This window comes from Enterobacter cloacae complex sp. IR5422 (assembly GCF_049238165.1).
Lineage (GTDB): Bacteria > Pseudomonadota > Gammaproteobacteria > Enterobacterales > Enterobacteriaceae > Enterobacter > Enterobacter roggenkampii.
The window spans coordinates 72359-98935 of the sequence record NZ_JBMKHT010000005.1; the positions used below are offsets into that span (position 1 = coordinate 72359).

A 26577-nucleotide genomic window follows, 5' to 3' on the forward strand; every position below is an offset into this window, starting at 1 on the left:
ACGCTGCCGGGCCGTTTTTGTGACTGATTGATGGGAACTATCCGCTATGTCTGAAACAAAAATCACACCGCACATGCAGTCCTTTGTCGATAAGTTTGTCGAGTTCTCGGCGCGCCTGGCAAACCAGGTGCACCTGCGCTCCCTGCGCGACGCCTTCGCCACGGTGATGCCGATTTTCATCCTCGCCGGCCTGGCGGTGCTGGTGAACAACGTGGTGTTCCCGTGGATTTTTCACGGCGATACGCTGGCACACTTCAAAGTGTGGGGCGAGGCGATTATCAACGGCACGCTTAACATCGCCGCGCTGCTGCTGGCCCCGATGATCGCCTGGTCACTGGCGCGCAACAAAGATTTCGACAACCCGGTTTCGGCAGTGGTTATCGCCGTCAGCAGTTTTATCATCATGATGCCGATGCGCTTACAGGTTACGCCCGTTGGCAGCGACGCCGCGGTGAACGTCACGCAGGTGCTGACCTTCGCCAATATCGGCTCCACCGGCATTTTCGCCGGGGTGCTGATTGGGTTGCTCTCAACGGAAGTGTTTATCGCGATTTCGCGCCTGAAGGCGCTGCACATATCGCTCGGGGAAAATGTGCCCCCAGCGGTCAGCAAATCCTTTACCGCGCTGATCCCGACGATCCTCACGCTCTCCCTGTTCGCGGTGCTGGCGGCCGTGCTGGCAAACGTGCTGCACACGGATCTGATTCATCTCATTACGACCTTTATCCAGCAGCCGCTGCGGCTGATCAACACCAGCCTGCCGGGGACGATTTTCATCTACAGCTTCGGCAACTTCCTGTTCACGCTCGGTATTCATCAGTCGGTGGTCAACAGCGTGGTGCTGGAGCCGTTCCTGCTGATCAACACCAACGAGAACATGCTGGCCTTCGCCAACGGCCAGCCCATTCCGCACATCATCAACAACATCTTCGTGCCGACGTTTGGCATGGTGGGCGGAACCGGCAGCACGATCTCGCTGCTGATCGCCATCTTTATCTTCTCCCGACAGCAGTCGGCGAAGCAGGTGGCGCGTCTGTCGCTGGCGCCGGGCTTATTCAACATCAACGAGCCGGTGATCTTCGGCCTGCCGATTGTCTTTAACCTGCCGCTGATGATCCCGTTTGTGCTGTTGCCCGCCATCGGCATTTACTTCGCCTGGCTCTGTACCACGCTGGGATTCATGTCGCGCTGCGTGGTGATGATCCCGTGGACCACGCCGCCGATTCTCAGCGCCTGGCTGGCGACGGCAGGGGACTGGCGGGCGGTGGTGGTGCAGTTGGCAATCATCGTATTTGGTGTATTCTTCTACCTGCCTTTCCTCAAGATTGCCGAGCGAGTGGCGTTGAAAAACAGCGGGATAGAAAACTAACTGTAAGGAAGGACGATGGCGGCGAAGTACATCACCATAGCGCGGGAAATCAAGAAACGCATTATCAGCCAGCAGTACGCCGCCAATGAACCGCTCCCGGACCAGTTTGCGCTGGCGGCGGAGTTCTGCACCAGCCGGATGACCATCCAGCAGGCGATGCGCCAGCTGATCGTCGAAGGGCTGGTCTACACCCGTCAGGGGCAAGGGACGTTCATCCGCAAAAACTTCCTCCAGCTCTCGCAGTGGGATCTCTCCGGCAGCGACTATTTCGGTGCCACCAAAACCTGGGAACATCTGGGCACGGTTACCAGCCAGGTGGTGCATTTTGAACTGCGCTTCCCGAACGAAAAAGAGCAGGCGTCGCTGATGATTAACGCCGATGCGCCCGTCTATGACTTTATTCGTCTGCGTTTATTAAACGGCGAACCCATGTCGCTGGATTCCACGGTGATGCCGATGAATCTGGTGCCGGGCCTGACGAAAAGCCATCTTGAAGGTTCGGTGTTCCAGTACGTGCAGGAGACCCTGGGGCTGAAAATTATGGGGTCATACCGGGTGGTGCGGGCGCTAAAGCCCAGCGCGCTGGACAGGGAGCATCTGGTCTGTAAGGAAACCGATCCGGTGCTGGAGGTGGAGCAGGTCATTTATCTGGAAGATGGCACCGCGCTGGAGTATGCCCACTGCCACTATCGGTACGACCACGGCGGGATTGTTATCGTGAATAACGGATAAAAAAAAGCGGGCCTTGAAGCCCGCTTTTGTAATGCGCGTGATTAATTCAGACGCACCGGCATACCGGAACGGTTCTGAATCGCCTGGTCGACGATGGTGGTTTCCACGTCAGGCTGAGAGGTCACGGACTGCACCGCGCTGTTCAGCGTAATCGGCACGATCTCGTTGTTGTTGATCTGGTCTTCGCTGGTGGACAGCGGGTTGTGCACTTCGATGTAGCGGCTGCCGTCTGGCTCAGACGTCGCTTTCACCGGTTCATTGATAAACTGCACGCGCGTACCCACCGGCACGTTTTCGAACAGGAACTTGATGTCGTCGTTACGCAGACGCACGCAGCCGTGGCTCACGCGCAGACCGATACCGAAGTTGGCGTTGGTGCCGTGAATCGCATACAGACGACCAATGTACAGGGCATACAGACCCATCGGGTTATCCGGACCGGCTGGCACAACGGCTGGCAGCGGTTCGCCCGCAGCGATGTATTCCGCGTGCATTTTGGCGGTTGGGGTCCAGGTTGGGCCCGCTTTCTTACGTTCAACTTTGGTGGTCCAGTTCAGCGGGGTGTCTTTACCCAGCTGGCCGATACCGATTGGCAGCACGATAACGGTGTTGGTGCCTTTCGGGTAGTAATACAGACGCATTTCGGCGCTGTTGATCACGATACCTTCATGAACGGTATCCGGCAGGATCAGCTGCTGAGGAATATTCAGCACGGTACCTGCTTTTGGCAGATACGGGTCAACGCCCGGGTTCGCTTCCAGCATGTTAGACAGGCCCAGCTGATACTGCGCGGCGAAATACTCCAGCGGCTGAGAGTTACCCTCAGGCACCGTCACCACCTGGTTTTGACCCACCAGACGGCTTCCGTCGGTCGGCAGGGGATACGTCACCGCAGACGCGGTCTTACAAAAACCTACTACGGCTAACGCCGCCGCAAAAAGCGTTGTTAATTTCATGTTCATGTTGTGCGAGGTATCTAAGCCATTCTGGCGATGAGTTGATAAGTCTGAATCTGTGATGGGAGCGCATTATATGTGCATTCCCGCTAACAGGGAATTCAGATGTGTACGAAATCACATTTTTTTCGATTTTGTTAAAGTTTAGTGGATTGCCGCAACACGGGATCTCAATTCGGAATTGTGGCATAATGCCGTGTTTATCACACTTTTCGCAGGAATCTCCCCGTGTTAGTTACCAGCAACGTCACTATGCAGTTTGGCAGTAAGCCGCTGTTCGAAAACATTTCCGTCAAATTTGGCGGCGGCAACCGTTACGGCCTGATTGGCGCCAACGGTAGCGGAAAATCCACCTTCATGAAGATCCTTGGCGGCGATCTGGAGCCGACCCTCGGCAACGTCTCGCTCGACCCTAACGAGCGTATCGGTAAGCTGCGTCAGGATCAGTTCGCCTTCGAAGAGTTCACCGTGCTGGACACCGTGATCATGGGGCACGCGGAGCTGTGGGAAGTGAAGCAGGAGCGCGATCGCATCTACGCGCTGGCCGAAATGAGCGAAGAAGATGGCTATAAGGTGGCCGATCTGGAAACGCAGTACGGCGAGATGGACGGTTACTCTGCGGAAGCGCGTGCGGGCGAGCTGCTGCTGGGCGTCGGCATTCCGGTTGAACAGCATTACGGCCCGATGAGCGAAGTTGCGCCAGGCTGGAAGCTGCGCGTGCTGCTGGCTCAGGCGCTGTTCTCTAACCCGGACATCCTGCTGCTCGACGAACCAACGAACAACCTGGACATCGACACCATCCGCTGGCTGGAGCAGACGCTCAACGACCGCGACAGCACCATGATCATCATCTCGCACGACCGTCACTTCCTGAACATGGTCTGTACGCACATGGCGGATCTGGACTACGGCGAGCTGCGCGTGTATCCGGGCAACTATGACGAGTACATGACCGCCGCCACCCAGGCGCGCGAGCGTCTGCTGGCGGACAACGCCAAGAAGAAAGCGCAGATTGCGGACCTGCAGTCCTTCGTTAGCCGCTTCAGCGCTAACGCCTCTAAGTCGCGTCAGGCGACCTCGCGTGCGCGTCAGATCGACAAAATCAAGCTGGAAGAGGTTAAAGCCTCCAGCCGTCAGAACCCGTTCATCCGCTTCGAGCAGGACAAGAAGCTGTTCCGTAACGCGCTGGAAGTGGAAGCCCTTACCAAAGGCTTCGATGAAGGCCCGCTGTTTAAAAACTTCAACCTGCTGCTGGAAGTGGGCGAGAAGATTGCCATTCTGGGCGCCAACGGCGTGGGTAAATCCACCATGCTGAAAACCCTGGTCGGCGAACTGCAGCCGGACAACGGCACCGTGAAATGGTCCGAGAACGCGCAGATTGGCTACTACGCGCAGGATCATGAGTACGAATTCGAAAATGACCTGACCGTCTTCGACTGGATGAGCCAGTGGAAGCAGGAAGGCGACGACGAGCAGGCGGTGCGCAGCATCCTGGGCCGTCTGCTGTTCAGCCAGGACGACATCAAAAAGCCGGCTAAAGTGCTCTCCGGTGGCGAGAAAGGCCGCATGCTGTTCGGCAAGCTGATGATGGAAAAACCAAACATCCTGGTGATGGACGAACCGACTAACCACCTGGATATGGAATCGATCGAATCCCTGAACATGGCGCTGGAGATGTATCAGGGCACCCTGATCTTCGTCTCTCACGACCGTGAGTTCGTCAGCTCGCTGGCAACCCGCGTGATCGAGATTACGCCAGAGCGCGTGGTGGACTTCACCGGTAACTACGAAGATTACCTGCGCAGCAAAGGTATCGACGGCTAAAAAAAAGCCCGGTGGCGCTTCGCTTATCGGGCCTACGGGTGACTTTGTAGGCCGGGTAAGGCGAAGCCGCCACCCGGCAATGTTCAGAGCACCCACTCACTCCTTTCAACCCCGTTCACCCGCAGCGTACGTTTTTCCCCCGCCGGTAATGATACCTTCAGCGCCTTCCACGCCGGACGATAGTCGCCGCGCGCGTTCACCTTCAGGTTGATGGTTGCGCCGTCGCACACCATCTCCCATTCCACCCACAGCGCATTGCCGTTCAGGTAGCCCCAGCTTTCACCGTCGTCTTCAAACAGCAGCCCCGAGGTTGTGCCGACGCCTTTCACCGGGAACAGCTTCAGCTCGCGGGTCGTATCTTTTTCGGCACTCACATGCGTGATGCGCTCGCTCAGAGGCAGACCGGCCCCGGCGCGCACCAGCAGCGGCAGTTTTTCCAGCGGCGCATCGAGGACGATGGATTGCCCGCCCGCATACCACGCGTGGGTGTAAAAATCGTACCAGCCCGTTTCGTTATCCGGCAGCCAGACCCGGCGCTCGCGCTGCCCGGCTTCGACGACGCTGGCGACCAGCAGGTCGCGGCCCAGCAGGAAGTCGTCGCACTCTTTAAAGGTTTGCGCGTCGTGCTCGTGGTCGAGGAAGGTCGGGCGCAGCATCGGCTCGTCGTCGGCGTGCGCCTGCCAGAGCAGGGTGTAGAGATACGGCAGCAGGCGGTAGCGCAGCTCAATCGCGCCGCGAATGGCAGGCGTGACGCCCGGATACATCCACGGCTCGTTCACCGTGTGGTCATCGTTCCACGAGTGAATGGTAAAGCGCGGGTGCATCACGCCGTTCTGCACCCAGCGCACGAACAGCTCGGCGTCCGGCTTGTCGCCGGAGAAACCGCCGACGTCGTGCCCGACGTTGAACAGCCCGGACAGGCTCATGCCCAGCCCCATGCGGATGTTATAGCGCAGGGTGTCCCAGTTGGTGCGGTTGTCGCCGCTCCAGGTCTGGACGTAGCGCTGCATCCCGGCGCAGCCGGAGCGGGAGATCAGATACGGACGCTTTTCCGGCGCAAAGCGCTGCTGCGCTTCCAGCGAGGCGCGCATCATCAGCAGCGGCATCACCGGGCGAATATGCTTGATGGCAATCTCCTGGCCGAAGCCAAAGCAGCGGGCTTCCCCGTCCCACACTTCATATTCGTTATTGTCGTTCCAGGTGGAGTCGATGCCCATCTCCAGCAGCTGCGTGGTGACGCCGTTCTGCCACCAATGCACCGTTTGCGGGTTGGTAAAGTCGAGGTGTGAGCCTTCGTCATCCCAGAAGCTGGAGCGTTCGGGTGCATCGGTTTCTGAATCGCGAATGAACAGCCCGCGTTCCGCCACTTCGCTGTAGCGCGGATGGTCCTGCAGCAGGCACGGCTTGATGTTCGCCGCAAGCTTCATTCCCGCGTCGTGGAAGGCCTGGCTCATCACCTTCGGCTGCGGCACCTTGTCATAGTTCCAGTTGAAAACGTAGCGCTTGTCGTTGATGGAGGTATAGCCAGACGAAAGCTGGAACGAGTCGCACGGAATGGCGTGCTCTTCGCACAGGCGAATAAAGTTCATCAGCTGATTCTGCGCGTCCGGCGCGTCGGTGTAGTGCATGGTTGAGCCGCTGTAGCCCAGGCTCCATTTCGGTCCGAACAGCGTTTTTCCGGTCAGGCGAACAAAGGCTTTGGTGACGTCCAGCACGCGTCTGCCGGTAAAGAGGTAGTAGTCGATATCGCCCGCTTCCGCCTGCCAGCGGCGATAGGCGGTGTGGTAGTTGTCGATCTCGTTACCCAGATCCAGCCAGCAGCTGCTCAGGTTGTCGTAGAACAGGCCGTAGCTCACGTCGTCGCGGCGGGTGAGGGTGAACGGAATGTGCTTGTACAGCGGATCGGTGCTGGCGGCGTTGTATCCCATCGCGTCGAGGTTGCGCATCTCGTAGCGTTTACCGTTGCGCTGCAGATCGCCCGCTTTCTCACCCAGGCCGTAGAAACGCTCGTCCTTGCGGCGGCTCAGGTAGTGCGCCACGCCGTCGCCGTGAGCGTTCAGCAGGTAGGCGCTGGTGGGGCGGTCGTTGACCAGCGGCTGCCACTCGCCCGCGTCATTGCGGTAGTGCCACTCCAGCCACAGCGGCTGGTGCACGGTGACGCGCAGCTGTTCGGTTGCCACGGTTAACGTGTCGTCCTGCTGCGTCAGCATCCAGGCCGGGCAGGTGAAGCCGCTGACATCGTCACGACGGCGACCTTCCCACGGCACGTCTTGTTCCGGGGCGATACTCCAGGTGCGGTCCAGCGCCAGCTCGCCTTTGCGTTTGATCAGCACGCGGAACAGGTTCTCTTCCAGCACATACAGGCACAGACGGTGCTGGTTATCGACCAGCAGTTCAAGATGGTTTGCCGACTGCGTATCAACGGTCCAGTTTTTCAGGGTTTTCATATGCAATACATCCACTATCAGGCGCGCTTGGCGCGACGTTCAGCAATAAATGCTACCAGGAAGAGAGCGCCAATCAGGTCAAAGAAGCCCATGGCGATAAAGAGCGGGTTAAAGCCGATTTTGTCGGCGGTCACACCGATTAACAGCGAGAACAGGAAGCTGGCGATCCACGCCGCCGAGCCGCGCATGCCGTTGACGGTCGCCATCTGGCCTTTGTCGAACGACTCCACGACCAGGGCGCTCAGCATGCAGGAGATGATCTGGTGCCCGAAGCCGCCGATGGAGATCAGCACGATGGTGATATACGGGTCGCGGGTAATGGCCACGATGGCCAGCGAGATCATCAGGAACGCGCCCGTCACGGAGCTGGCGACGACAGAGTTCACGCGGGAGCAGCCGAACAGACGGGTGTACAGACGCGTCAGGTAGCCGCTTGCCACGCTGCCGAGGTCGGCGGCGAGGAACGGCAGCCAGGCAAACATCGCAATCTGCTTCAGGTCCATGCCGTGCTCTTTGGCAAGATACAGCGGCACCCAGAAGCTCAGCACCGCCCAGGCCGGTTCCGCCATAAAGGCCGGGATGGCGATACCGTAGAAGCGTTTGTTCTTCGAGACGGTTTTCAGCGCGGTCAGGAAGGGCAGTTTGACGGCAGGCGGTTCGTTATCCTGCTTGATAAACGCCAGCTCGTCCTTGCTCAGGTTCGGGTGCTGCTCGGGGTTGTGGTAGAACGCCCACCAGAGGATCACCCACAGCAGCGCCAGCACGCCGGTAAACATAAACGCCCCCTGCCAGCCGAACGAGGCGTGAGCAAAGTAGATGATAGGCGGAGCCAGCATTGCGCCGATGGAGAAGCCCACGCCCGCCCAGCCGGCGGCAACGGGACGCTCTGATTTCGGGAACCATTCGCCAATGGTTTTGGCGTTCGCCGGGGTAGCGGCGGCTTCGGAAGCCCCCATAAAGAAGCGCAGAATCGCCAGGTGCAGCCAGCTTCCGGCGCCCGCGTGGAAGATACACATCAGCGCCCAGATCCCGGCGCAGACCATAAAGCCAATCTTCAGGCCAATGACGTCAATCAGCCAGCCGCACAGGGGCTGGAAAATGGTATAGGCGATCTGAAACGCGCCGACGATCCAGGAGTATTGCTCGGTGGTGATCCCGAGGCTCTCTTTTAGCTCCGGAGCGAGAATACCTAAGGAATTTCGGGTGATGTAGTTAACGGTGACGCCCAGCAAAAACAGCACCAGCACGTACCAGCGCAGGTTCTTGATGACGCGACGGGTTTTGCTTGTCGCAATGGTGTTATTGATGTCCTGACTCATTTTACTCTCCACAAGACGGACGGTAAGGGGACGGAGGTTCAGGTGTCACACAGATTGTTATGCCTTTGATTTCTATCCGCTTATAATGCTTAAGTTGCTATACAACTAGTATGGAAGCTGTGTGGCAAGTTCACCTTAAGGAAGAAAATGAGTGGGCAAAAGTGGATTTTGTGCAAAATTTCTCATAACCGACGAAAACACTCTGGCATGATGGCATTCATGCCAGTTATTGCCTGACAAACACGCTATGAAAATTTTTTCATTTCGCAAATGGAGCCAGATCACAAAATGGACAAAAGGCTAAAAATCACCGAAATCGCGGCCCGCACGCAGCTCTCCATCAGCACCGTTTCGCGGGTGCTGGCGGGGAAAGCGAATACCAGCGAAAAAGCGCGCGCAAAGGTGCTGGCGTGCGCGCGCGAGCTGGGGGTAATGGACGGCATGGCGGCAGGGCGTCTGCTGCTTAACAGCCTGGTGGTTTTTGCCCCGCAGCGGGCGTTTGACGAGCGGTCCGACATCTTTTACTACCGCGTGATCCAGAGCGTGAGCAAAGCACTTGCCTCCCACGAGGTCCGGTTGCGCTACTGCGCGCTGGAGGAGAACGACAGCGACGCCCAGCTGTTTCTGGCGCGGATGAACGAGCCGGACACCCAGGCGGCCATTCTTCTCGGTATTGACGATCCGCACATCCACGATCTGGCGGTGGACGTGGGCAAACCCTGCATGCTGATTAACTGCCGCGACCGGCACATGCGCCTGCCTGCCGTTGCGCCGGATCACCGCGCCATCGGCGAGCGGGCGGCGGAGTACCTGTTCGAGATGGGACACCGCGAGGTGATGAACGTGCTGTGCCTGCGTCGCTACACGATGGAGCTGCGCCTGTCGGGGATCCGCGACGCGTGGCAGTCCCACAACCTGGCGTTCAACGATAAGCGCGATCTGCTGGTGGTGCCGAGCTTCAGCGCCAGAGAGACGGAGCAGCTGGTGAGCGATTGGCTAAACCTGCAGCAGGGAAAAGACCTGCCGACGGCGTTCCTGGTTGGCGGCGACTTTATGGCGGCGGGCACCATCAGCGCCTTACAAAACCACGGCCTGCGCGTGCCGCAGGACGTCTCGGTGATGAGCATCGACGGCTTTAACCTGGCGGCGATTCAGGATGTTCCATTAACGGCCGTGCATGTTCCCCGCGATGAGCTGGGAACGGAAGCGGTACACATGCTCCAGCAGCGGCTCATGCGCCCGGACGCGCCGGTAGGCACATTGCTGCTGAACGGCACGCTGGCCGTGCGGGAATCGGTACGGCGGATACGTCAGGGGAAACGACGCACCGCCGTGGAGCGGGAAGGGCTGTACGACAGCTAGACCATGCCCAGCGCGCGTTTGCCGTGGATGTTGAGATCGTTCACGGTAAAGCGGTCCTGCCAGGTTTTTTCGTAATCCTCGCGCGGGAAGTCTCCCGGCGACGCGCCGGTCTTCAGCGCTTCCTTGACCTTCTTCGCGTAGGCGAGGTTCTTCTCGCACATCGGTGCGGCGGGGATGTACATCACGTTGCCCCAGCCCTGCTGATCTTCCACCGGCGCGACGGAGTGGATCACATCGCAGTGCCACCACACCGAATCACCCGCCTCCAGCGCAGGAATGCTGGTCAGCGCCTCGATAAGCAGCGGGTGCCACTTCTCGGAAACCGGCAGCACGCGCCCCGGCGCCACGCCGCACAGCTCGTCCTCCGGCACGTCGTCCAGCAGCGGACGCAGCAGAATATACGCCATTGCTTCCGGGATCGGCACCACGTGCAGCAGCCCCTGGCCGGGTATCATGTCCGACAGCGCCGTCCAGCCCTGGAAGGTGCGGAATACCGAGCATTTGGTGGTGTTATCGACGGTATACTCTTCCACTTCGGTACGGTGCGCGGCGTTCCACGGATCGTACTTGTCGACGTTGCCGTCAAACACGCGGGCAAAGACCTGCTGGTAGGCAGGCAGCAGCCAGCGCTCCAGCGCGCCGGAGTCGGTATGCGCGCCGAGTCCTTTCGAGGTGGTTCCCGGCGGACGGCGGCGGATACGATCCGGGTAAATCACGCTCACGTCCGGGTCGAACCACTGCTTGCCGTTGCTCTCGAACGTCCATAAGCGGTTCAGGAACGACTGCACCTGCGCCATTTCTTCGCTCTGGCGCGCCTGCATTTGCGCCTGCGACCAGTAGATCGGGTAAATCTCCGGACGGGAAGCGCTCAGGGTGCCGAAGAAGTTATCGCCTGGCCCTTTGTACACCTCATCAAACTTGTTCAGATCGAGGTAGTCGAGCATCGACTGATCCCACGCCAGCGCCTGCTCGCGCGGGAAGTGACCTTTAATCACCGCGCAGCCGCGGCGCTTAACGGCCTCGCGCTGGGCGTCGGTAATCGTGCCGTTTTTCACATCGTTAAACGGAATCACCGGCCAGACGGATTCACCTTTATTTTTAAGGGCGTTAATTTCCGCCACGCGGGTGGCAATGCTGTCGCTGAGCTTGTCGAACACCGCCTGCACGTCGCCGATCTGCGCGCGTAATTCACGTTTCAACTGACGGATTGCCGCTTTGTGATCCGCTGGCAAGGTTTCACTGGTAAAGGTCATAACTGCCTCGCATCTTTCATTCGAAAGTAAAAGTGTCTACAAGTGATAATTTAAGTTAAAAATAAGTTAATGCAAGTTTAAAAGCTTGACCTGCGCCACAGGACGGGAAAATGAGTGAGGGTGCCGGAGCAGGGCTCCGGCGAGAAGAGGATCAGGCGTCGAACGGGGAATGGTTGTCGAGCACGGCCTGAATGACGTTCAGCGCGCCGTGATGGTTGTTGTCATCGGTGCTGTAGCGGCTGATTTCTTTGATGCTCTCTGCCGCGTTGCCCATCGCAAAGGAATATTTCACCAGCTTAAGCATCTCGGCATCGTTGCCGCTGTCGCCAATCGCCACGCACTCTTGCGGAGAGATTTTCCAGCGTTTCAGCAGGCGGCTGATGCCGTTGGCTTTGTGCAGGCCGGGGATAATCAAATCGACAAAGCCAAAGCCGCTGGTGACCGGCTTCATGATGCCGTCCAGGGAGACGTGGAGTTTATCCACCAGATTAGGAATATCGCTGTCCGGCAGGTTCAGGGAGAACTTAAACAGCACGTCGTCAATGTCGCGGTAATCGCTGATGCGCTCTAAGCGGTGGTAGTGCTTTGACATCAGCGCCACGAACGCATCCGGGGCTTTATCGCTGACGTAGGCGCTCTCCAGCCCGCAGGCCACGAAGTTCAGCCCTTTGTCTTTCAGCAGTTCGCCAATCACGATCTGCGATTCATGGCGGGTCAGCTCGCCGTGAAAAATCTGCTCGCCGCGATCGAACACCAGCGCGCCGTTTTCCGCCACGAAGGAGATCCGATCTTTAAGCTCCGGAAAGAAGGAGATGAGCTGGTAATACTGGTTGCCGCTGGCGACAACAAATTCAATGTCGCGGGCTTTAAGCTGTTCAAACTGTGCCTGGAAGCGGTCACGATCGTACTGCTTGGCATCATCAAGGAAAGTTCCGTCCATATCGGTGACGATAACTTTAACGGTCATACTGTGCTCCTGGGTCACTGCGTTTTGAAACATTCTAATAACAAGGTGACGAGGAGCACAAATTTAATTTCGAATGAAAGTCAGAAAGCCGGGTGGCGGCTTCGCCTTACCCGGCCTACGGGGAGACTCTGTAGGCCCGGTAAGCGCAGCGCCACCGGGCGTTTTTTTACAGCGTATGCTCAGTACGGGCGATAATATCGTCCTGCGCATCCGGCGACAGGGCGGTGAAGAACGCCGAGTAACCCGCGACGCGCACCACCAGGTCACGATACTGGTCAGGATGTTTCTTCGCCTCCAGCAGCGTTTCGCGCGAGACGATGTTGTACTGGATATGCCAGCCCTTATGCACCTCGAAGAAGGTGCGCAGCAGCACCATCAGCTTCTGGCGATCGCTGTCGTTTTCCAGCGTTGACGGGTTCAGCTTCTGGTTCAGCAGCACGCCGCCGAGAATCGCTTCCGTCGGCAGTTTGCCCACCGAGCCAATTACCGCCGTCGGGCCGAGGTGGTCCGTACCCGAAGCCGGGCTGGCCCCTTCCGCCAGAGGGGTATGCGCCTTACGTCCGTCCGGCGTCGCCATCGTCGCCGCGCCAAACGGCACGTTCGCGGAGATGGAAGAGGTGCCCGCATAGTAGTTACCGCCAATCGGGCCGCGGCCGTAGCGCGGGTTATGGTACTGCTTCAGCTCTTCAATGTAGGTCTGATAGGCGCGGGTCAGCAGCATATCCACGCTGTCGTCGTCGTTGCCGTACTTCGGCGCGCCGTTGATCAGGCGCTGACGCAGCTGCTCGTGGGTCAGGCCATCGAAATCATCGGCCAGCGCCGCCGCCAGCTGCTGCTGGCCAATGACCCCCTGTTCGAACACCAGCTTCTTCACCGCCGCCAGGCTGTTGCCGAGGTTGGCGATGCCCACCTGCAGGCCGGACACCCAGTCATACTTCGCGCCGCCCTGCTTGATGCTTTTCGCGCGCTCGATGCAGTCGTCCACCAGCGCCGAGCAGAGAATATCGTGGACGTTCTCCTCCAGCATAGTGTCCACGACGTACTCAATCTCGATGGATTTGCGGGTGTAGTAGCGGATCTGGCTATCCCAGGCTGCCATCACTTCGTCGAAGTTGTCGAAGTTACCGGCGGAGAGGGCTTTTTCCTGCGGCAGGAACACCTTGCCGCTGGTGGCGTCGCGGCCGCCTTCCAGCGCGGCCAGCATCACGCGGGCGAAGTTGATAAAGCTCATGCCGGTGCAGCGGTAGCCCCACTTGCCGCCCACCGCGGTTTCGATGCAGCCAATGGCCGCGTAGTCGTAGGCGTCGTCGCGCTCAACGCCGAGCTTGATGAATTCCGGAATGACGATTTCGTCGTTGTTGAACGCTGGCATCCCGAAGCCGCAGCGGATCACCTGCACGCAGGCGTCGAGGAAGTCGTTGCTCATGCCCGCGTGGTAGCGCACGCTCAGGTTCGGCTGGGTGGAGCGCAGGCGACCGCAGGATTCCAGAATCGCGTAGGAGAGCGGGTTCACCGCGTCCATCGGCTCACCGTTAACCAGCTTCTGGCCGCCGATGGTGACGTTCTGGTACAGCGGGCTACCGGCGGAAGCCTTCGAGTGCGAGCCGGAGCGGATCTTATTCACTTCCAGCAATTTCAGCCAGCAGCTGTGCAGCAGCTCGATGGCGTGCTCGCGGTCCAGGCTCTGGTTCAGCTCCACGTCGCGGCGGTAGTACGGATAGAGATACTGGTCCATACGCGCGAAGGAGACGGAGTGGCCGTTGGACTCAATCTGCAGGATCAGCTGAATGAAGTAGCACAGCTGCAGCGCCTGCCAGAACGTTTTTGGCGGCTCGTGGGCGATTACGTCACAGTTTTCCGCCATTGCCAGCAGCTCGTCGCGGCGGCTTACGCGGGTTTCGGTGGAGGCCATTTCACGCGCCAGTTCGGCAAAGCGTTTGATGTGCAGGCTCACCGCTTCCAGCACGATATCGATCGCCTTCAGGAACTGGTCGCCGTGCAGGTCTTCCAGCACCGTCAGGTTGATGCGCGAGCGGCGCTCGGCCACTTTGGCGCGCAGGCCGTCGAGACCTTTCTCCAGCACCAGGGGGAAGTTCACCGCCAGGTGCGCATCGCCGGAGGTCATGTTGCCTTCGGCTTTGATGATGCCGGTTTCCAGCAGGCCTTTCTGCTCGTCGGTGAACATGCCGTAGCAGCGGTCCTGCACCGTCTGGCCGCGCCACCACGGGCAGATTTCATGCAGCACGCGCTTGTTCTCTTCGCTCACCGCAAAGCCCGCGCCTGGACGGTCCGCCAGGTCGTCAATCTCTTTCTCAATCCAGGAGACGGTGTATTCCGGGAAGATCGGCGCGGCGCGCACTTCGCTTGCCTGGTTCCCGATGATCAGCTCGTCGTGCTTGATCCAGATGGTACGCTTGGCCAGGTGATGCGCCAGCGCCAGGGCGCGGCGCACCGGGATCGGCTTGTCCATGTGCTGCTGGTACATTTCGGTGTAATGCTGGGCGCGCTCGGTACAGACCGGCGGCTTCACGATATGCACCAGGGCCGTTTTGTGCGCCTTAATGCGCTCGCTGAGGGTGTTGAGATTCAGGGTGGTCATAGGTTTATCCTCGTAAGGTCGCGGTTAACCCTTTCTGGCAGGCGTACTGCTGCGCGAAGTCCAGCAGGGCAGGGTTATCCAGCGGTTTGTCAGGGGCAGAGTAGGGTTGGCCGAGCAGGGTGTATTTGTTCATGCCCAGCGTGTGATACGGCAGAAAATGAATATCGTCGACGCCGAGTTCATCGGCAGCGAAGTTGGTAATGGCGGTGATGGAGGCTTCATCCGCGTTGAAGCCCTGGATCAGCGGCACGCGGATGGTGATCGTTTTCCCGGCGGCGGCCAGGCGTTTCAGGTTGTCCAGGATGCGCTTAGCCGAACCGTCCGTCCACTGCTTGAAAACGTCACCGTCGACGTGCTTCAGGTCGGCGAGGAACAGATCGACGTACGGTAATGACGGCTCGATATAGTGCCACGGCACGTGAAGGCAGGTCTCGACGGCGGTGTGGATACCCTGTTCGTGGCTGGCCTTGAACAGGGCGTGCGCCAGCTCCGGGTTCATAAACGGCTCGCCGCCGGAGAGGGTGATCCCGCCGCCGCTGCGGTCATAAAAAGGTTTATCGCGCAGTACGGTCGCCATGATCTCCTCGACCTGCTTTTCTTCGCCGCAAACGGTCAGCGCCTGCGTCGGGCAGCAGTCGGTGAGGGCATTAAGCGTCTCTTCACTCAGCTTTTCGCGGTGGATGACCAGGCCATTCAGCGCGCGTTCGATGCAGCCCGGGGCCGCCTGCTGGCACAGGTCGCAGCCGTCCAGGCACAGACGCGCATCAAACAGCACGTCCCGGCTGCGGGAGCGGCTTTCCGGGTTCTGGCACCAGCGACAGCCCAGCGAGCAGCCTTTCAGGAACACCACGGTACGAATTCCGGGGCCGTCGTGGGTAGAGTAACGCTGAATATTGAAGATCATGTTTTTCGCCTCTCATCTTGCATATGAAGATTAAATTACTTTCGAATGAAAGTTATCTTGATGCAGGTCAACTCTTGAGCAGGTTTTGTCGTGATAGGGTAAGTGCAGGCTAATTTTGAGGGTGACATCATGGAACTTTATCTCGACACATCTGACGTTGCGGCAGTCAAAAAGCTGGCGCGTATCTTCCCGCTGGCGGGCGTGACCACCAACCCAAGCATCGTTGCGGCCGGTAAAACGCCGCTCGACGAACTGCTGCCCGCGCTGCACGACGCGCTGGGCGGCAAGGGCCGTCTGTTCGCGCAGGTGATGGCGACCACCGCCGAAGGGATGGTGGAAGACGCGCGTAAGCTGCGCGCCATCATTAACGATCTGGTGGTGAAAGTGCCGGTGACCGCAGAAGGGCTTGCGGCGATCAAGATGCTGAAAGCGGAAGGGATCCCGACGCTGGGCACGGCGGTCTACGGTGCCGCGCAGGGGATGCTCTCCGCGCTGGCGGGGGCAGAGTATGTGGCCCCTTACGTTAACCGCGTGGACGCGCAGGGCGGGGACGGGATCCAGACCGTGGTGGAATTACAGCAGTTGCTGACGCTGCATGCGCCGCAGTCAAAGGTGCTGGCCGCGAGCTTTAAAACCCCGCGTCAGGCGCTGGACTGCCTGCTGGCAGGCTGCGAGTCCATCACGCTGCCGCTGGACGTGGCGCAGCAGTTTATTACCTCTCCGGCGGTAGACGCAGCGATTGTGAAGTTTGAGCAGGACTGGCAGGGGGCGTTTGGACGGACGTCCATCTGACGCGGTTGCCGGGTGGCGCTAACGCTTACCCGGCCTACGTTCGAGCCGTTGTAGGTCGGGTAAGGCGAAGCCGCCACCCGACTTTTTTACTGGCTACACACCTCACACCCCGGGTTACGCATCAGCTTCATCTCGCGGAACTGGCAGGTCATCGCGTCATACATCACGATTTTCCCCGCGGCGGGCGTGCCGTAATTCGTCAGCACCTTGATCGCTTCCATTGCCTGCAGTGAACCAATCACGCCGACGAGCGGCGCCATCACGCCCGCCTCAACGCAGGTCAGCGCATTCTCGCCAAACAGACGGCTCAGGCAGCGGTAGCAGGGTTCACCCTCGGCGTACGTGAAGACGCTGATTTGCCCCTCCATGCGGATCGCCGCGCCGGAGACCAGCGGGGTTTTGTGAGCAAAACAGCCCGCGTTGAGCTGATTACGGACGGTGACGTTATCCGTGCAGTCCAGGACCAGATCGTGCCGGGCAATCTGCGCGGAGAGCGCGTCGTCATCCAGCATTGCGTCAATCAGCGTGAACTGAACGTGGGGGTTGATACGCGCCAGCGCAGCCCTGGCGGATTCCACTTTCGGCAGGCCCACCGTCGCGTCACTGTGCAGCGTCTGGCGCTGCAGGTTGGACACCGATACGGTATCGAAATCCAGCAGCGTCATGCTTCCTACGCCCGCCGCAGCAAGGTACTGCGCGGCGGCGCAGCCCAGCCCGCCCAGCCCGACGACCAGCACGCTGGCCGCCTTGAGCGCTTCCTGACCTTCGAAATCAAACCCGCGCAGCACAATCTGGCGGTTGTAGCGCATCATCTCCGGGTCGCTCAGCTCCACCGTCATGTCAGCCTCCGAACAGGTGGTTAAAGCGCTCGACCTCAACCCATTCGCCGGCTTCCACGTTGCCGCGTTCGCGCTCCAGCACGATGAAGCAGTTGCCCAGACTGAAGGAGCTGAAAATGTGCGAACCCTGATGTCCGGTGGTGCTCACTTCGAGCTCGCCGTCCGCGCCGCACGCCAGAATGCCGCGCTGGAAATCGAGACGGCCCGGTGATTTTTTCAACCGCGTGGCGGCACGCACGCGCACGCGTTCCGGCAGCGGGCTGGCCTTGTTGCCGGAAAGCTTCGCCAGCAGCGGGATCGCCAGCTGGTAAAAGGTGAGTGCCGCCGAGACCGGGTTACCCGGCAGGCCGCAGAACCAGCTGTGTGGAAGCTTGCCAAACGCGAACGGCTTGCCCGGCTTGATCGCCAGCTTCCAGAAGGCGATTTCGCCCAGCTCTTCAAGAAGGGTTTTGGTGTAATCCGCTTCGCCCACGGAGACGCCGCCGGAGCTGATGACCACGTCGGCGGATTTATCCGCCTCGATAAACGCCGCGCGCAGTTTTTCCGGATCGTCTGGAATAATGCCGAGGTTAATCACGTCGCAGCCCAGCTGCTCCAGCATCAGGTGTACCGCCAGGCGGTTGGTGTCGTAAATCTGGCCGTCCTGCAGCGGCTGGCCCGGAAGCTGCAGTTCGTCGCCGGTGGAGAAAACGGCGACGCGCACTTTGCGGATAACGTCAACTTCCGCGATGCCGAGCGAGGCCAGCACCGGCAGCTCCGCCACCGTCAGCCTTTGCCCGGCGGCAAAAACGGTCGCGCCGAGGGTGATGTCTTCACCCGTGCGGCGGATGTTCTGGCCCGCTTTGACGCTGGCGGTAAAACGCACGCCGTCGTCGGTCTGTTCGGTCTCTTCCTGCATGACGACAGCGTCGCAGCCAGCCGGAACCGGCGCGCCGGTCATGATGCGCACGCAGGTGCCTGCAGGCCATTCGCCGCTAAACGGCTGACCCGCAAAGGCTTTACCCGCTACCGGCAGGGCGTTACCCGTCTGGAGATCCGCCAGGCGTACCGCGTAACCGTCCATCGCGGAGTTATCAAACCCCGGCACGTTGAGCGGGGAGACGATATCGCGTGCGGCAATACGGCCAAAACAGCGCACGAGGGGCAGCGTCTCAACGTCATGCAGCGGGGAAACTCGGTCAAGCATCTGCGTGAGTGCCGTCTCAAGCGGCATCAGTCCGGCGGTAAAATCCATGGTGGGCTCCTGCGGAGTAACAACGAAAGCGTCCATTATGGCAGAAAAGTGCGGCTAACTGTATGACCGGAGGGTGTACGCTTTACATCACTGTTACGTCTTTCTATATTCAAAAATCATCTGAAGTTTCGTCGACGATAATGATATTTATAGAAAAAGCCGCAAAACAGGCTAACGGGTGATGCGAATGGTTAAGGCGGTAATCGCAATTCATGGCGGGGCCGGGGCAATCACCCGTGCACAGCTCAATCCTGAGCAGGAAAAGCGCTACATCGACGCGCTGTACGCCATTGTCGAAACGGGCCAGAAAATGCTGGAAGCGGGCGAGAGCGCGCTGGACGTGGTCACCGAGGCGGTACGCCTGCTGGAGGAGTGCCCGTTATTTAATGCGGGGATCGGTTCGGTCTTTACCCGGGATGAAACCCACGAGCTGGATGCCTGCGTCATGGACGGTATCTCCCTGAAAGCGGGGGCCGTGGCAGGCGTCAGCCACCTGCGTAACCCGGTGCTGGCCGCGCGTCTGGTGATGGAAGAGAGCCCGCACGTGCTGCTGACGGGCGCGGGGGCGGAGAGGTTTGCCTTCGAACACGGAATGGCGCCGGTATCGCCCGATCTGTTTTCCACAGAGGCGCGCTATCAGCAGCTGCTGGACGCCCGTTCGGCGGGTATGACGCAGCTTGACCATACTGCGCCGCTGGATGAGCGCAGCAAAATGGGCACGGTCGGCGCGGTGGCGCTCGACAAAGCGGGCAACCTCGCGGCGGCAACCTCCACGGGCGGGATGACCAACAAGCTCCCCGGACGCGTGGGCGACAGCCCGCTGCCGGGCGCGGGCTGCTATGCCAATAACGCGACGGCGGCGGTGTCCTGTACCGGCACCGGGGAAGTGTTTATTCGTGCCCTTGCGGCCTACGACATTACCGCGCTGATGGATTACGGCGGTTTAAGCCTCAGCGAAGCCTGCGAGCGCGTAGTGATGGAGAAACTGCCTGCCCTGGGCGGCGTCGGCGGGCTGATTGCGGTGGATCGTGAGGGCAACGTGGCCCTGCCGTTCAACAGCGAAGGTATGTACCGCGCCTGGGGCTATGCCGGTGATGAGCCGAGCACGGGGATCTATCGTGAATAAGGGGGCAGCGCGTGCCGCACAGTGAAGAGCTGGACAACCGCGAAGTGCTGGCTGTCCATCAGCTGAATATTGCGTTTCAGGAAGAGCGGCAGTTCATCCCCGCAGTACAGAATTTATCGTTTTCGCTCAGGCGGGGCGAGACGCTGGCGATTGTTGGCGAGTCCGGCTCCGGGAAATCGGTCACCGCGCTGGCGCTGATGCGCCTGCTGGAACAGACGGGCGGGCAAATCAGCAGCGAGAAAATGCTGCTGCGCCGCCGTAACCGTCAGGTCATTGATTTAAATGAGTTGAGCGGTTCGCAGATGCAGGGCGTGCGCGGGGCGGACATTGCGATGATCTTTCAGGAGCCGATGACCTCCCTGAACCCGGTTTTCCCGGTCGGGGAACAAATCGCCGAGTCCATCCGCCTGCATCAGGGGCTAAGCGGTGATGAGGCGCTCAACGAGGCCCGACGGATGCTGGAGCTGGTGCGCATTCCGGAGGCGCAGGCCATCCTGAGCCGCTATCCGCATCAGCTTTCCGGCGGCATGCGACAGCGGGTGATGATTGCCATGGCGCTCTCCTGCCGTCCGGCGGTGCTGATCGCCGATGAACCGACGACGGCGCTGGACGTGACGATTCAGGCGCAGATCCTGCAGCTCATCAAGGTGCTGCAGCAGGAGATGGAGATGGGGGTGATTTTCATCACCCACGATATGGGCGTGGTCGCCGATATCGCCGATCGGGTGCTGGTGATGCACAAGGGCAGCGCGGTGGAAACCGGACCGGTTGAACAGATTTTTCACGCGCCCGCGCATCCTTACACCAAAGCGCTGCTGGCGGCGGTTCCGCGCCTGGGGGCGATGAACGGCAGCGATCTGCCGCGTCGTTTTCCGTTGATTTCCCTGGAGGCGTCTGAGCCGCAGGAGGAGGAACGCGAGCAGGACACCGTGGTGCCGGGCAAGCCCATTCTGGAAGTGCGCAATCTGGTCACGCGTTTTCCGCTGCGCAGCGGCGTGTTGAACCGCGTAAAGCGCGAAGTGCACGCGGTGGAAAACGTCAGCTTCGACCTCTGGCCGGGCGAAACGCTGGCGCTGGTAGGGGAGTCCGGCTGCGGTAAATCCACGACCGGGCGCGCGTTGCTCCGTCTGGTGGACGCGCAGGAGGGAAGCATTACCTTTAACGGCGAGCGCATTGATACCCTTCCTGACAGCAGGTTGCAGGCGGTGCGGCGGGATATTCAGTTTATTTTCCAGGATCCGTATGCCTCCCTCGATCCGCGACATACGGTGGGGTATTCGATCATGGAGCCGCTGCGGGTGCATAACCTGCTCGACGGCGAGGCGGCGCAGCGTCGCGTGGCCTGGCTGCTGGAGCGCGTTGGCCTAAAGCCGGAACACGCCTGGCGTTATCCGCACGAGTTTTCCGGCGGGCAGCGGCAGCGTATCTGCATCGCCCGCGCGCTGGCGCTGAACCCGAAAGTGGTGATTGCGGATGAATCCGTCTCGGCGCTGGATGTCTCTATCCGGGCGCAAATCATCAATCTGCTGCTGGATTTACAGCGGGATATGGGGATCGCCTTCCTGTTTATCTCGCACGACATGGCGGTGGTTGAGCGCATTAGCCATCGCGTGGCGGTGATGTTTATGGGGCAAATCGTGGAAATCGGGCCGCGAAGGGCGGTATTTGAGAACCCGCAGCACCCGTACACCCGCAAGCTCATCGCGGCGGTCCCGGTCGCCGACCCGGCGCATCGTCACGGCCAGCGCGTGCTGTTGCAGGATGAAATGCCGAGCAATATTCGTAAACGCGGCGAGGCCGTGGAGCGCGTGGCGCTGCGCGAGGTCGGTCCGGGTCATTTCGTGGCTCCCCCGCGTCAGGACAATGCCTTTTCGCGGTTATAACTTTCAACAGGCAGGAGAACATAATGGTTACATTTGTAGCGCGTAGATGGTTGTTAGCCGCGAGCGTGACGGCAGCCCTGGCCGCTGCCCCCGCGTTCGCTGCCAAAGATGTGGTGGTCGCCGTCGGCTCTAACTTCACCACGCTGGATCCGTATGACGCTAACGACACGCTCTCCCAGGCGGTGGCGAAATCGTTCTACCAGGGCCTGTTTGGCCTGGATAAAGAGATGAAGCTTAAAAACGTGCTGGCGGAGGGGTACACCGTTTCGGATGACGGGCTGGTGTACACCATTAAGCTCAAAACCGGGGTGAAGTTCCAGGACGGCACCGACTTTAATGCCGACGCGGTGAAGGTAAACCTCGATCGCGCCAGCAATCCTGAAAACAGCCTCAAGCGTTACAACCTCTATAAAAACATCGCCAAAACCGAGGTGGTCGACCCGGCGACGGTAAAAATCACTCTGAAAGAGCCGTTCTCCGCGTTTATCAATATCCTGGCGCACCCGGCGACGGCGATGATTTCCCCTGCCGCGCTGAAGAAATACGGCAAGGAGATTGGCTTCCACCCGGTGGGTACCGGCCCGTACGAGCTGGTCACCTGGAACCAGACCGATTTTGTGAAGGTGAAGAAATACGCGGGATACTGGCAGAAAGGGCTGCCGAAGCTGGACACCATCACCTGGCGCCCGGTGGTGGACAACAATACCCGTGCGGCGATGCTGCAAACCGGCGAGGCGCAGTTTGCCTTCCCGGTCCCGTACGAGCAGGCCGCCATTCTGGAGAAAAACAGCAAGCTGGAGCTGGTCGCCAGCCCGTCGATCATGCAGCGCTACATCAGCATGAACGTCACGCAAAAGCCGTTCGATAATCCGAAGGTGCGCGAAGCCATTAACTATGCCATTAACCGTCAGGCGCTGGTGAAGGTCGCTTTTGCGGGCTATGCCACCCCGGCCACCGGCGTGCTGCCGCCGGCTATCGCGTATGCGCAAAGCTATCAGCCGTGGCCGTACGATCCGGCCAAAGCGCGCGAGCTGCTGAAAGAGGCGGGCTATCCGAACGGCTTTAGCACCACGCTGTGGTCGTCGCATAACCACAGTACCGCCCAGAAGGTGCTGCAGTTTACCCAGCAGCAGCTGGCGCAGGTGGGGATTAAGGCGCAGGTTACCGCCATGGATGCCGGACAGCGTGCGGCAGAGGTCGAGGGGAAAGGGCAGAAAGAGAGCGGGGTGAGGATGTTCTACACCGGCTGGTCGGCCTCGACCGGTGAAGCCGACTGGGCGCTGTCGCCGCTGTTTGCCTCGCAGAACTGGCCGCCAACCCTGTTCAATACCGCGTTTTACAGCAATCCGCAGGTGGACAAAGACCTGGCCGATGCGCTGAAAACCACCAAACCGGAGGAGAAGGCACGCCTCTACAAGGACGCGCAGGACATCATCTGGAAAGAGTCGCCGTGGGTGCCGCTGGTGGTGGAGAAACTGGTGTCAGCCCATAACAAAGCGTTGACCGGGTTCTACATCATGCCGGATACGGGCTTTAGCTTTGACGATGCGGATTTAAAATAACGCCCATGCTGAACTATGTTTGCAAACGCCTGCTGGGGCTTATCCCGACGCTGCTGATTGTGGCGGTACTGGTGTTTTTGTTTGTCCACTTGCTGCCGGGCGATCCGGCGCGTCTGGTTGCCGGGCCCGAAGCGGATGCCACGGTCATTGAGCTGGTGCGTAAACAGCTGGGTCTTGACCAGCCGCTGTATATGCAGTTTCTGCACTATATTGGCAACGTTCTGCAGGGCGATTTTGGTATCTCGATGGTGTCGCGTCGTCCGGTGTCGGAGGAGATCGCCAGCCGCTTTATGCCCACGTTCTGGTTAACGATAGCCAGCATGACCTGGGCGGTGGTGTTCGGACTTGGCGCCGGGATTGTGGCGGCCGTCTGGCGCAACCGCTGGCCGGACAAGCTCGGCATGGCGCTGGCGGTGACCGGCATCTCCTTCCCGGCGTTCGCGCTGGGGATGCTGCTGATGCAGATCTTCTCCGTTGAGCTGGGCTGGCTGCCCACCGTCGGGGCCGATACCTGGAAGCATTACATTCTGCCCTCGATGACGCTGGGGGCTGCCGTGTCGGCGGTGATGGCCCGCTTTACCCGCGCCTCGTTCGTTGACGTGCTGAGCGAAGATTATATTCGCACCGCGCGGGCGAAAGGGGTCAGCGAGAAGTGGGTCATTCTCAAGCACGGGTTCCGCAATGCGATGATCCCGGTCGTGACGATGATGGGGCTGCAGTTTGGCTTCCTGCTGGGCGGCTCTATCGTGGTGGAAAAGGTCTTCAACTGGCCCGGGCTGGGACGTCTGCTGGTCGATTCCGTCGAGATGCGCGACTACCCGGTGATTCAGGCGGAAGTCCTGCTTTTCTCGCTGGAGTTTATTCTTATCAACCTCGTGGTGGACGTGCTCTACGCCGCCATTAACCCGGCCATCAGGTATAAGTAAGATGCGATTGTTGAACTGGCGGCGTCAGGCCGTATTAAACGCCATGCCGGGGCTAAAACCGGACCACATCCGCACCCCGTGGTCTGAATTCTGGCGGCGCTTTCGCCGTCAGCCGGTCGCGATGACCGCGGGGCTGTTCGTGCTGCTGCTGATCGTGGTGGCGATCGTGGCGCCGTGGGTGGCGCCGTTTGATGCGGAAAACTATTTTGACTACGACCGCCTGAACGACGGGCCCTCAATGCTCCACTGGTTCGGCGTGGACTCTCTCGGGCGGGATATCTTTAGCCGGGTGCTGGTGGGGGCGCAGATTTCGCTCGCCGCCGGGGTGTTTGCGGTGCTGATCGGCGCGGCCATTGGGATCGTGCTGGGGCTGGTCGCCGGCTATTACGAAGGCTGGTGGGACCGCATCATCATGCGTATCTGCGACGTGCTGTTTGCCTTCCCCGGCATTCTGCTGGCGATTGCCGTGGTGGCGATCATGGGCAGCGGCATGGCCAACGTCATCATTGCGGTCGCGGTGTTTTCGATTCCGGCCTTTGCGCGCCTGGTGCGAGGCAACACGCTGGTGCTGAAACAGCAGACCTTTATCGAGTCGGCCCGCAGTATGGGGGCCAGCGACGCCACCATTCTCTTCAGCCATATTCTGCCGGGGACGGTGTCGTCCATCGTGGTCTATTTCACCATGCGTATCGGCGTGTCGATTATCTCGGCGGCCAGCCTGTCGTTTCTGGGGCTAGGGGCACAGCCTCCGACGCCGGAGTGGGGCGCGATGCTGAACGAGGCGAGGGCCGATATGGTGATTGCGCCGCACGTGGCGATCTTCCCGAGTCTGGCGATTTTCCTGACCGTGCTGGCGTTTAACCTGCTGGGGGATGGGCTGCGCGACGCGCTGGATCCGAGGATAAAGGGGTAGTGCAGTGAAATGTGCCGGGTGGCGGCTACGCCTTACCCGGCCTACAAAAGCGGAGTGGGGAGATTAAACCCGGCTACCCCACAGGTCATACTCATCCGCGTTTTCAACCTTCACGCGAATAATATCACCCGGCTTAACGCTGGTTTCGCCATTCAGGTACACCGCACCGTCGATTTCAGGGGCGTCCGCCATGCTGCGGCCAATCGCGCCTTCTTCGTCCACCTCGTCGATGATAACCATGATCTCGCGGCCCACTTTTTCCTGCAGACGCTCGGCAGAAATCTGCTGCTGAAGCTGCATGAAGCGGTTCCAGCGCTCCTCTTTCACCTCTTCCGGCACCTGGTCCGCCAGCTCGTTGGCGGTTGCGCCTTCCACCGGGCTGTACTTGAAGCAGCCTACGCGGTCCAGACGCGCTTCTTTCAGGAAGTCGAGCAGCATCTGGAAATCTTCTTCGGTTTCACCCGGGAAGCCGACGATGAAGGTGGAGCGCAGGGTCAGATCCGGGCAGATCTCACGCCACTGTTTGATGCGCGCCAGCTGGCGGTCAACGGAGCCCGGGCGCTTCATCAGCTTCAGGATACGCGGGCTCGCGTGCTGCAGCGGGATGTCCAGGTACGGCAGAATCTTGCCTTCCGCCATCAGTGGGATCACGTCGTCAACGTGCGGGTAAGGGTAAACGTAGTGCAGACGCGTCCAGATACCGAGTTTGGACAGCTGCTCGCACAGGCCGACCATGCTGGTTTTCACCGGCTCGCCGTTGTGGAAACCGGAGCGGTGCTTAACGTCCACGCCGTAAGCTGAGGTGTCCTGGGAGATGACCAGCAGTTCCTTCACGCCTGCATCGGCCAGACGTTTGGCTTCCGCCAGCACTTCGCCGATTGGACGGCTCACCAGATCGCCACGCATGGACGGGATGATGCAGAAGGTGCAGCGGTGGTTGCAGCCTTCGGAAATTTTCAGGTACGCGTAGTGACGCGGCGTCAGCTTCACGCCCTGTTCCGGCACCAGGCTCAGGAACGGGTTGTGCTTGGGTTTTGGCACGTAGTGATGAACATGTTGCAGCACCTGCTCGTAGCTGTGCGGGCCGGTAATCTCCAGCACCTTCGGGTGCACTTCGCGGATCTGGTCTTCTTTCGCGCCCAGACAGCCGGTCACGATCACTTTGCCGTTTTCGGTCAGCGCTTCACCGATGGCTTCCAGTGACTCCTGGACCGCGCTGTCGATAAACCCGCAGGTGTTAACGATCACCATATCGGCGTTGTCGTAGCTTGGCACCACGTCATAGCCCTCGGTGCGCAGTTCGGTCAGGATGCGTTCTGAATCCACCAGGTTTTTCGGGCAGCCCAGGGAGACGAAGCCGATTTTCGGCTGGTGCGTAACATTGCTCATAGGTTAAAAATTCATCAATTATGGAGTTATCAGGGCGGGATTTTACAGCGTATCGCGGGGGATTTATACACTCTTTGCAAGGCGGATGCGCCGGGCAGAGGTTGTAACATTGTAAATAATGTTAATCAGTTAATAAAAATTGATCCCAGGCATTAAACTGTACAAAAAATGTACTTATCCT

Annotated in this window: 20 protein-coding genes; 10 read left to right on the forward strand and 10 right to left on the reverse strand. The window is 59.8% G+C overall.

Annotated elements, in window-relative coordinates; all coding sequences use genetic code 11:
• The first annotated feature begins 46 nt into the window (after window positions 1-46).
• Together ACOTXT_RS04145 and ACOTXT_RS04150 are read left to right on the forward strand one after the other, a co-directional pair.
• Window positions 47-1369 carry a PTS sugar transporter subunit IIC gene (locus tag ACOTXT_RS04145; protein ID WP_023292937.1) on the forward strand — a complete coding sequence of 441 codons (1323 nt, stop codon included), beginning with the start codon at window positions 47-49 and terminating at the stop codon, window positions 1367-1369.
• Between the two features lie 15 nt (window positions 1370-1384).
• Window positions 1385-2101 carry a GntR family transcriptional regulator gene (locus ACOTXT_RS04150; RefSeq protein WP_333163654.1) on the forward strand — a complete coding sequence of 239 codons (717 nt, stop codon included), beginning with the start codon at window positions 1385-1387 and terminating at the stop codon, window positions 2099-2101.
• A 41-nt stretch (window positions 2102-2142) separates the two neighbouring features.
• Here ACOTXT_RS04150 and ldtB read toward each other — a convergent pair whose 3' ends face one another.
• A complete protein-coding gene (gene ldtB / locus ACOTXT_RS04155; RefSeq protein WP_008501186.1) occupies window positions 2143-3063 on the reverse strand; it encodes a L,D-transpeptidase in 921 nt (306 codons plus the stop codon).
• A 222-nt stretch (window positions 3064-3285) separates the two neighbouring features.
• Between ldtB and ACOTXT_RS04160 the strand changes: the two genes are divergently transcribed.
• Window positions 3286-4881: an ABC-F family ATPase gene (locus ACOTXT_RS04160; protein ID WP_008501187.1), complete on the forward strand. Its 1596-nt coding sequence runs from the start codon at window positions 3286-3288 to the stop codon at window positions 4879-4881.
• Between the two features lie 83 nt (window positions 4882-4964).
• Here the strand turns inward: ACOTXT_RS04160 and ACOTXT_RS04165 are convergent, their stop codons facing one another.
• Both ACOTXT_RS04165 and ACOTXT_RS04170 read right to left on the reverse strand, forming a co-directional pair.
• Window positions 4965-7328, reverse strand: coding sequence for a TIM-barrel domain-containing protein (locus ACOTXT_RS04165; protein WP_248260352.1), 2364 nt, complete (start codon window positions 7326-7328; stop codon window positions 4965-4967).
• Window positions 7329-7345: 17 nt separating this feature from the next.
• Window positions 7346-8647 (reverse strand): MFS transporter, encoded by a 1302-nt coding sequence (locus ACOTXT_RS04170; protein WP_045405948.1) that lies wholly within the window; start codon window positions 8645-8647, stop codon window positions 7346-7348.
• 288 nt (window positions 8648-8935) lie between these two features.
• Between ACOTXT_RS04170 and ACOTXT_RS04175 the strand changes: the two genes are divergently transcribed.
• A complete protein-coding gene (locus ACOTXT_RS04175) occupies window positions 8936-10009 on the forward strand; it encodes a LacI family DNA-binding transcriptional regulator (protein ID WP_045352148.1) in 1074 nt (357 codons plus the stop codon).
• Here ACOTXT_RS04175 and ACOTXT_RS04180 read toward each other — a convergent pair.
• The 4 genes from ACOTXT_RS04180 to ACOTXT_RS04195 all read right to left on the reverse strand — a co-directional run bounded on the left by ACOTXT_RS04180 (window position 10006) and on the right by ACOTXT_RS04195 (window position 15732).
• Window positions 10006-11262, reverse strand: a complete 1257-nt coding sequence (locus ACOTXT_RS04180; protein WP_055321863.1) for a DUF1479 domain-containing protein — start codon at window positions 11260-11262, stop codon at window positions 10006-10008. The genes ACOTXT_RS04175 and ACOTXT_RS04180 overlap by 4 nt on opposite strands.
• A gap of 151 nt (window positions 11263-11413) precedes the next feature.
• Complete coding sequence (locus tag ACOTXT_RS04185) at window positions 11414-12229, reverse strand: Cof-type HAD-IIB family hydrolase (RefSeq protein WP_055321864.1); 816 nt, start codon at window positions 12227-12229, stop codon at window positions 11414-11416.
• Window positions 12230-12395: 166 nt separating this feature from the next.
• The gene (locus ACOTXT_RS04190; protein WP_046092303.1) at window positions 12396-14828 is read right to left on the reverse strand and encodes a formate C-acetyltransferase/glycerol dehydratase family glycyl radical enzyme; all 2433 of its coding nucleotides are present in this window, start codon (window positions 14826-14828) and stop codon (window positions 12396-12398) included.
• A 4-nt stretch (window positions 14829-14832) separates the two neighbouring features.
• A complete protein-coding gene (locus tag ACOTXT_RS04195; protein ID WP_055321865.1) occupies window positions 14833-15732 on the reverse strand; it encodes a glycyl-radical enzyme activating protein in 900 nt (299 codons plus the stop codon).
• Between the two features lie 129 nt (window positions 15733-15861).
• On the opposite strand from ACOTXT_RS04195, the gene fsa reads away from it, so the two are divergent.
• Window positions 15862-16524, forward strand: a complete 663-nt coding sequence (gene fsa, locus ACOTXT_RS04200) for a fructose-6-phosphate aldolase (RefSeq protein ID WP_023326972.1) — start codon at window positions 15862-15864, stop codon at window positions 16522-16524.
• An 86-nt stretch (window positions 16525-16610) separates the two neighbouring features.
• Here fsa and moeB read toward each other — a convergent pair whose 3' ends face one another.
• Both moeB and moeA read right to left on the reverse strand, forming a co-directional pair.
• On the reverse strand, window positions 16611-17363 hold the full coding sequence (moeB, locus tag ACOTXT_RS04205) for a molybdopterin-synthase adenylyltransferase MoeB (protein WP_063436335.1): 753 nt from the start codon (window positions 17361-17363) through the stop codon (window positions 16611-16613).
• A gap of 1 nt (window position 17364) precedes the next feature.
• Window positions 17365-18597 carry a molybdopterin molybdotransferase MoeA gene (gene moeA, locus ACOTXT_RS04210; protein WP_249564179.1) on the reverse strand — a complete coding sequence of 411 codons (1233 nt, stop codon included), beginning with the start codon at window positions 18595-18597 and terminating at the stop codon, window positions 17365-17367.
• Window positions 18598-18784: 187 nt separating this feature from the next.
• On the opposite strand from moeA, the gene iaaA reads away from it, so the two are divergent.
• From iaaA to gsiD, 5 genes are read left to right on the forward strand one after another with little or no spacing between them, the layout of a single operon-like run.
• Window positions 18785-19723, forward strand: a complete 939-nt coding sequence (iaaA, locus tag ACOTXT_RS04215; RefSeq protein WP_333163673.1) for a beta-aspartyl-peptidase — start codon at window positions 18785-18787, stop codon at window positions 19721-19723.
• Between the two features lie 11 nt (window positions 19724-19734).
• Window positions 19735-21606 (forward strand): glutathione ABC transporter ATP-binding protein GsiA, encoded by a 1872-nt coding sequence (gsiA, locus tag ACOTXT_RS04220; protein WP_094943806.1) that lies wholly within the window; start codon window positions 19735-19737, stop codon window positions 21604-21606.
• Between the two features lie 23 nt (window positions 21607-21629).
• The gene (gene gsiB, locus ACOTXT_RS04225) at window positions 21630-23168 is read left to right on the forward strand and encodes a glutathione ABC transporter substrate-binding protein GsiB (protein ID WP_023292928.1); all 1539 of its coding nucleotides are present in this window, start codon (window positions 21630-21632) and stop codon (window positions 23166-23168) included.
• A 5-nt stretch (window positions 23169-23173) separates the two neighbouring features.
• On the forward strand, window positions 23174-24094 hold the full coding sequence (gene gsiC, locus ACOTXT_RS04230; protein ID WP_055322463.1) for a glutathione ABC transporter permease GsiC: 921 nt from the start codon (window positions 23174-23176) through the stop codon (window positions 24092-24094).
• 1 nt (window position 24095) lies between these two features.
• On the forward strand, window positions 24096-25007 hold the full coding sequence (gsiD, locus tag ACOTXT_RS04235; protein ID WP_021240948.1) for a glutathione ABC transporter permease GsiD: 912 nt from the start codon (window positions 24096-24098) through the stop codon (window positions 25005-25007).
• Window positions 25008-25070: 63 nt separating this feature from the next.
• Here the strand turns inward: gsiD and rimO are convergent, their stop codons facing one another.
• Window positions 25071-26396 carry a 30S ribosomal protein S12 methylthiotransferase RimO gene (rimO, locus tag ACOTXT_RS04240; RefSeq protein ID WP_023335043.1) on the reverse strand — a complete coding sequence of 442 codons (1326 nt, stop codon included), beginning with the start codon at window positions 26394-26396 and terminating at the stop codon, window positions 25071-25073.
• Window positions 26397-26577 lie beyond the last annotated feature (181 nt).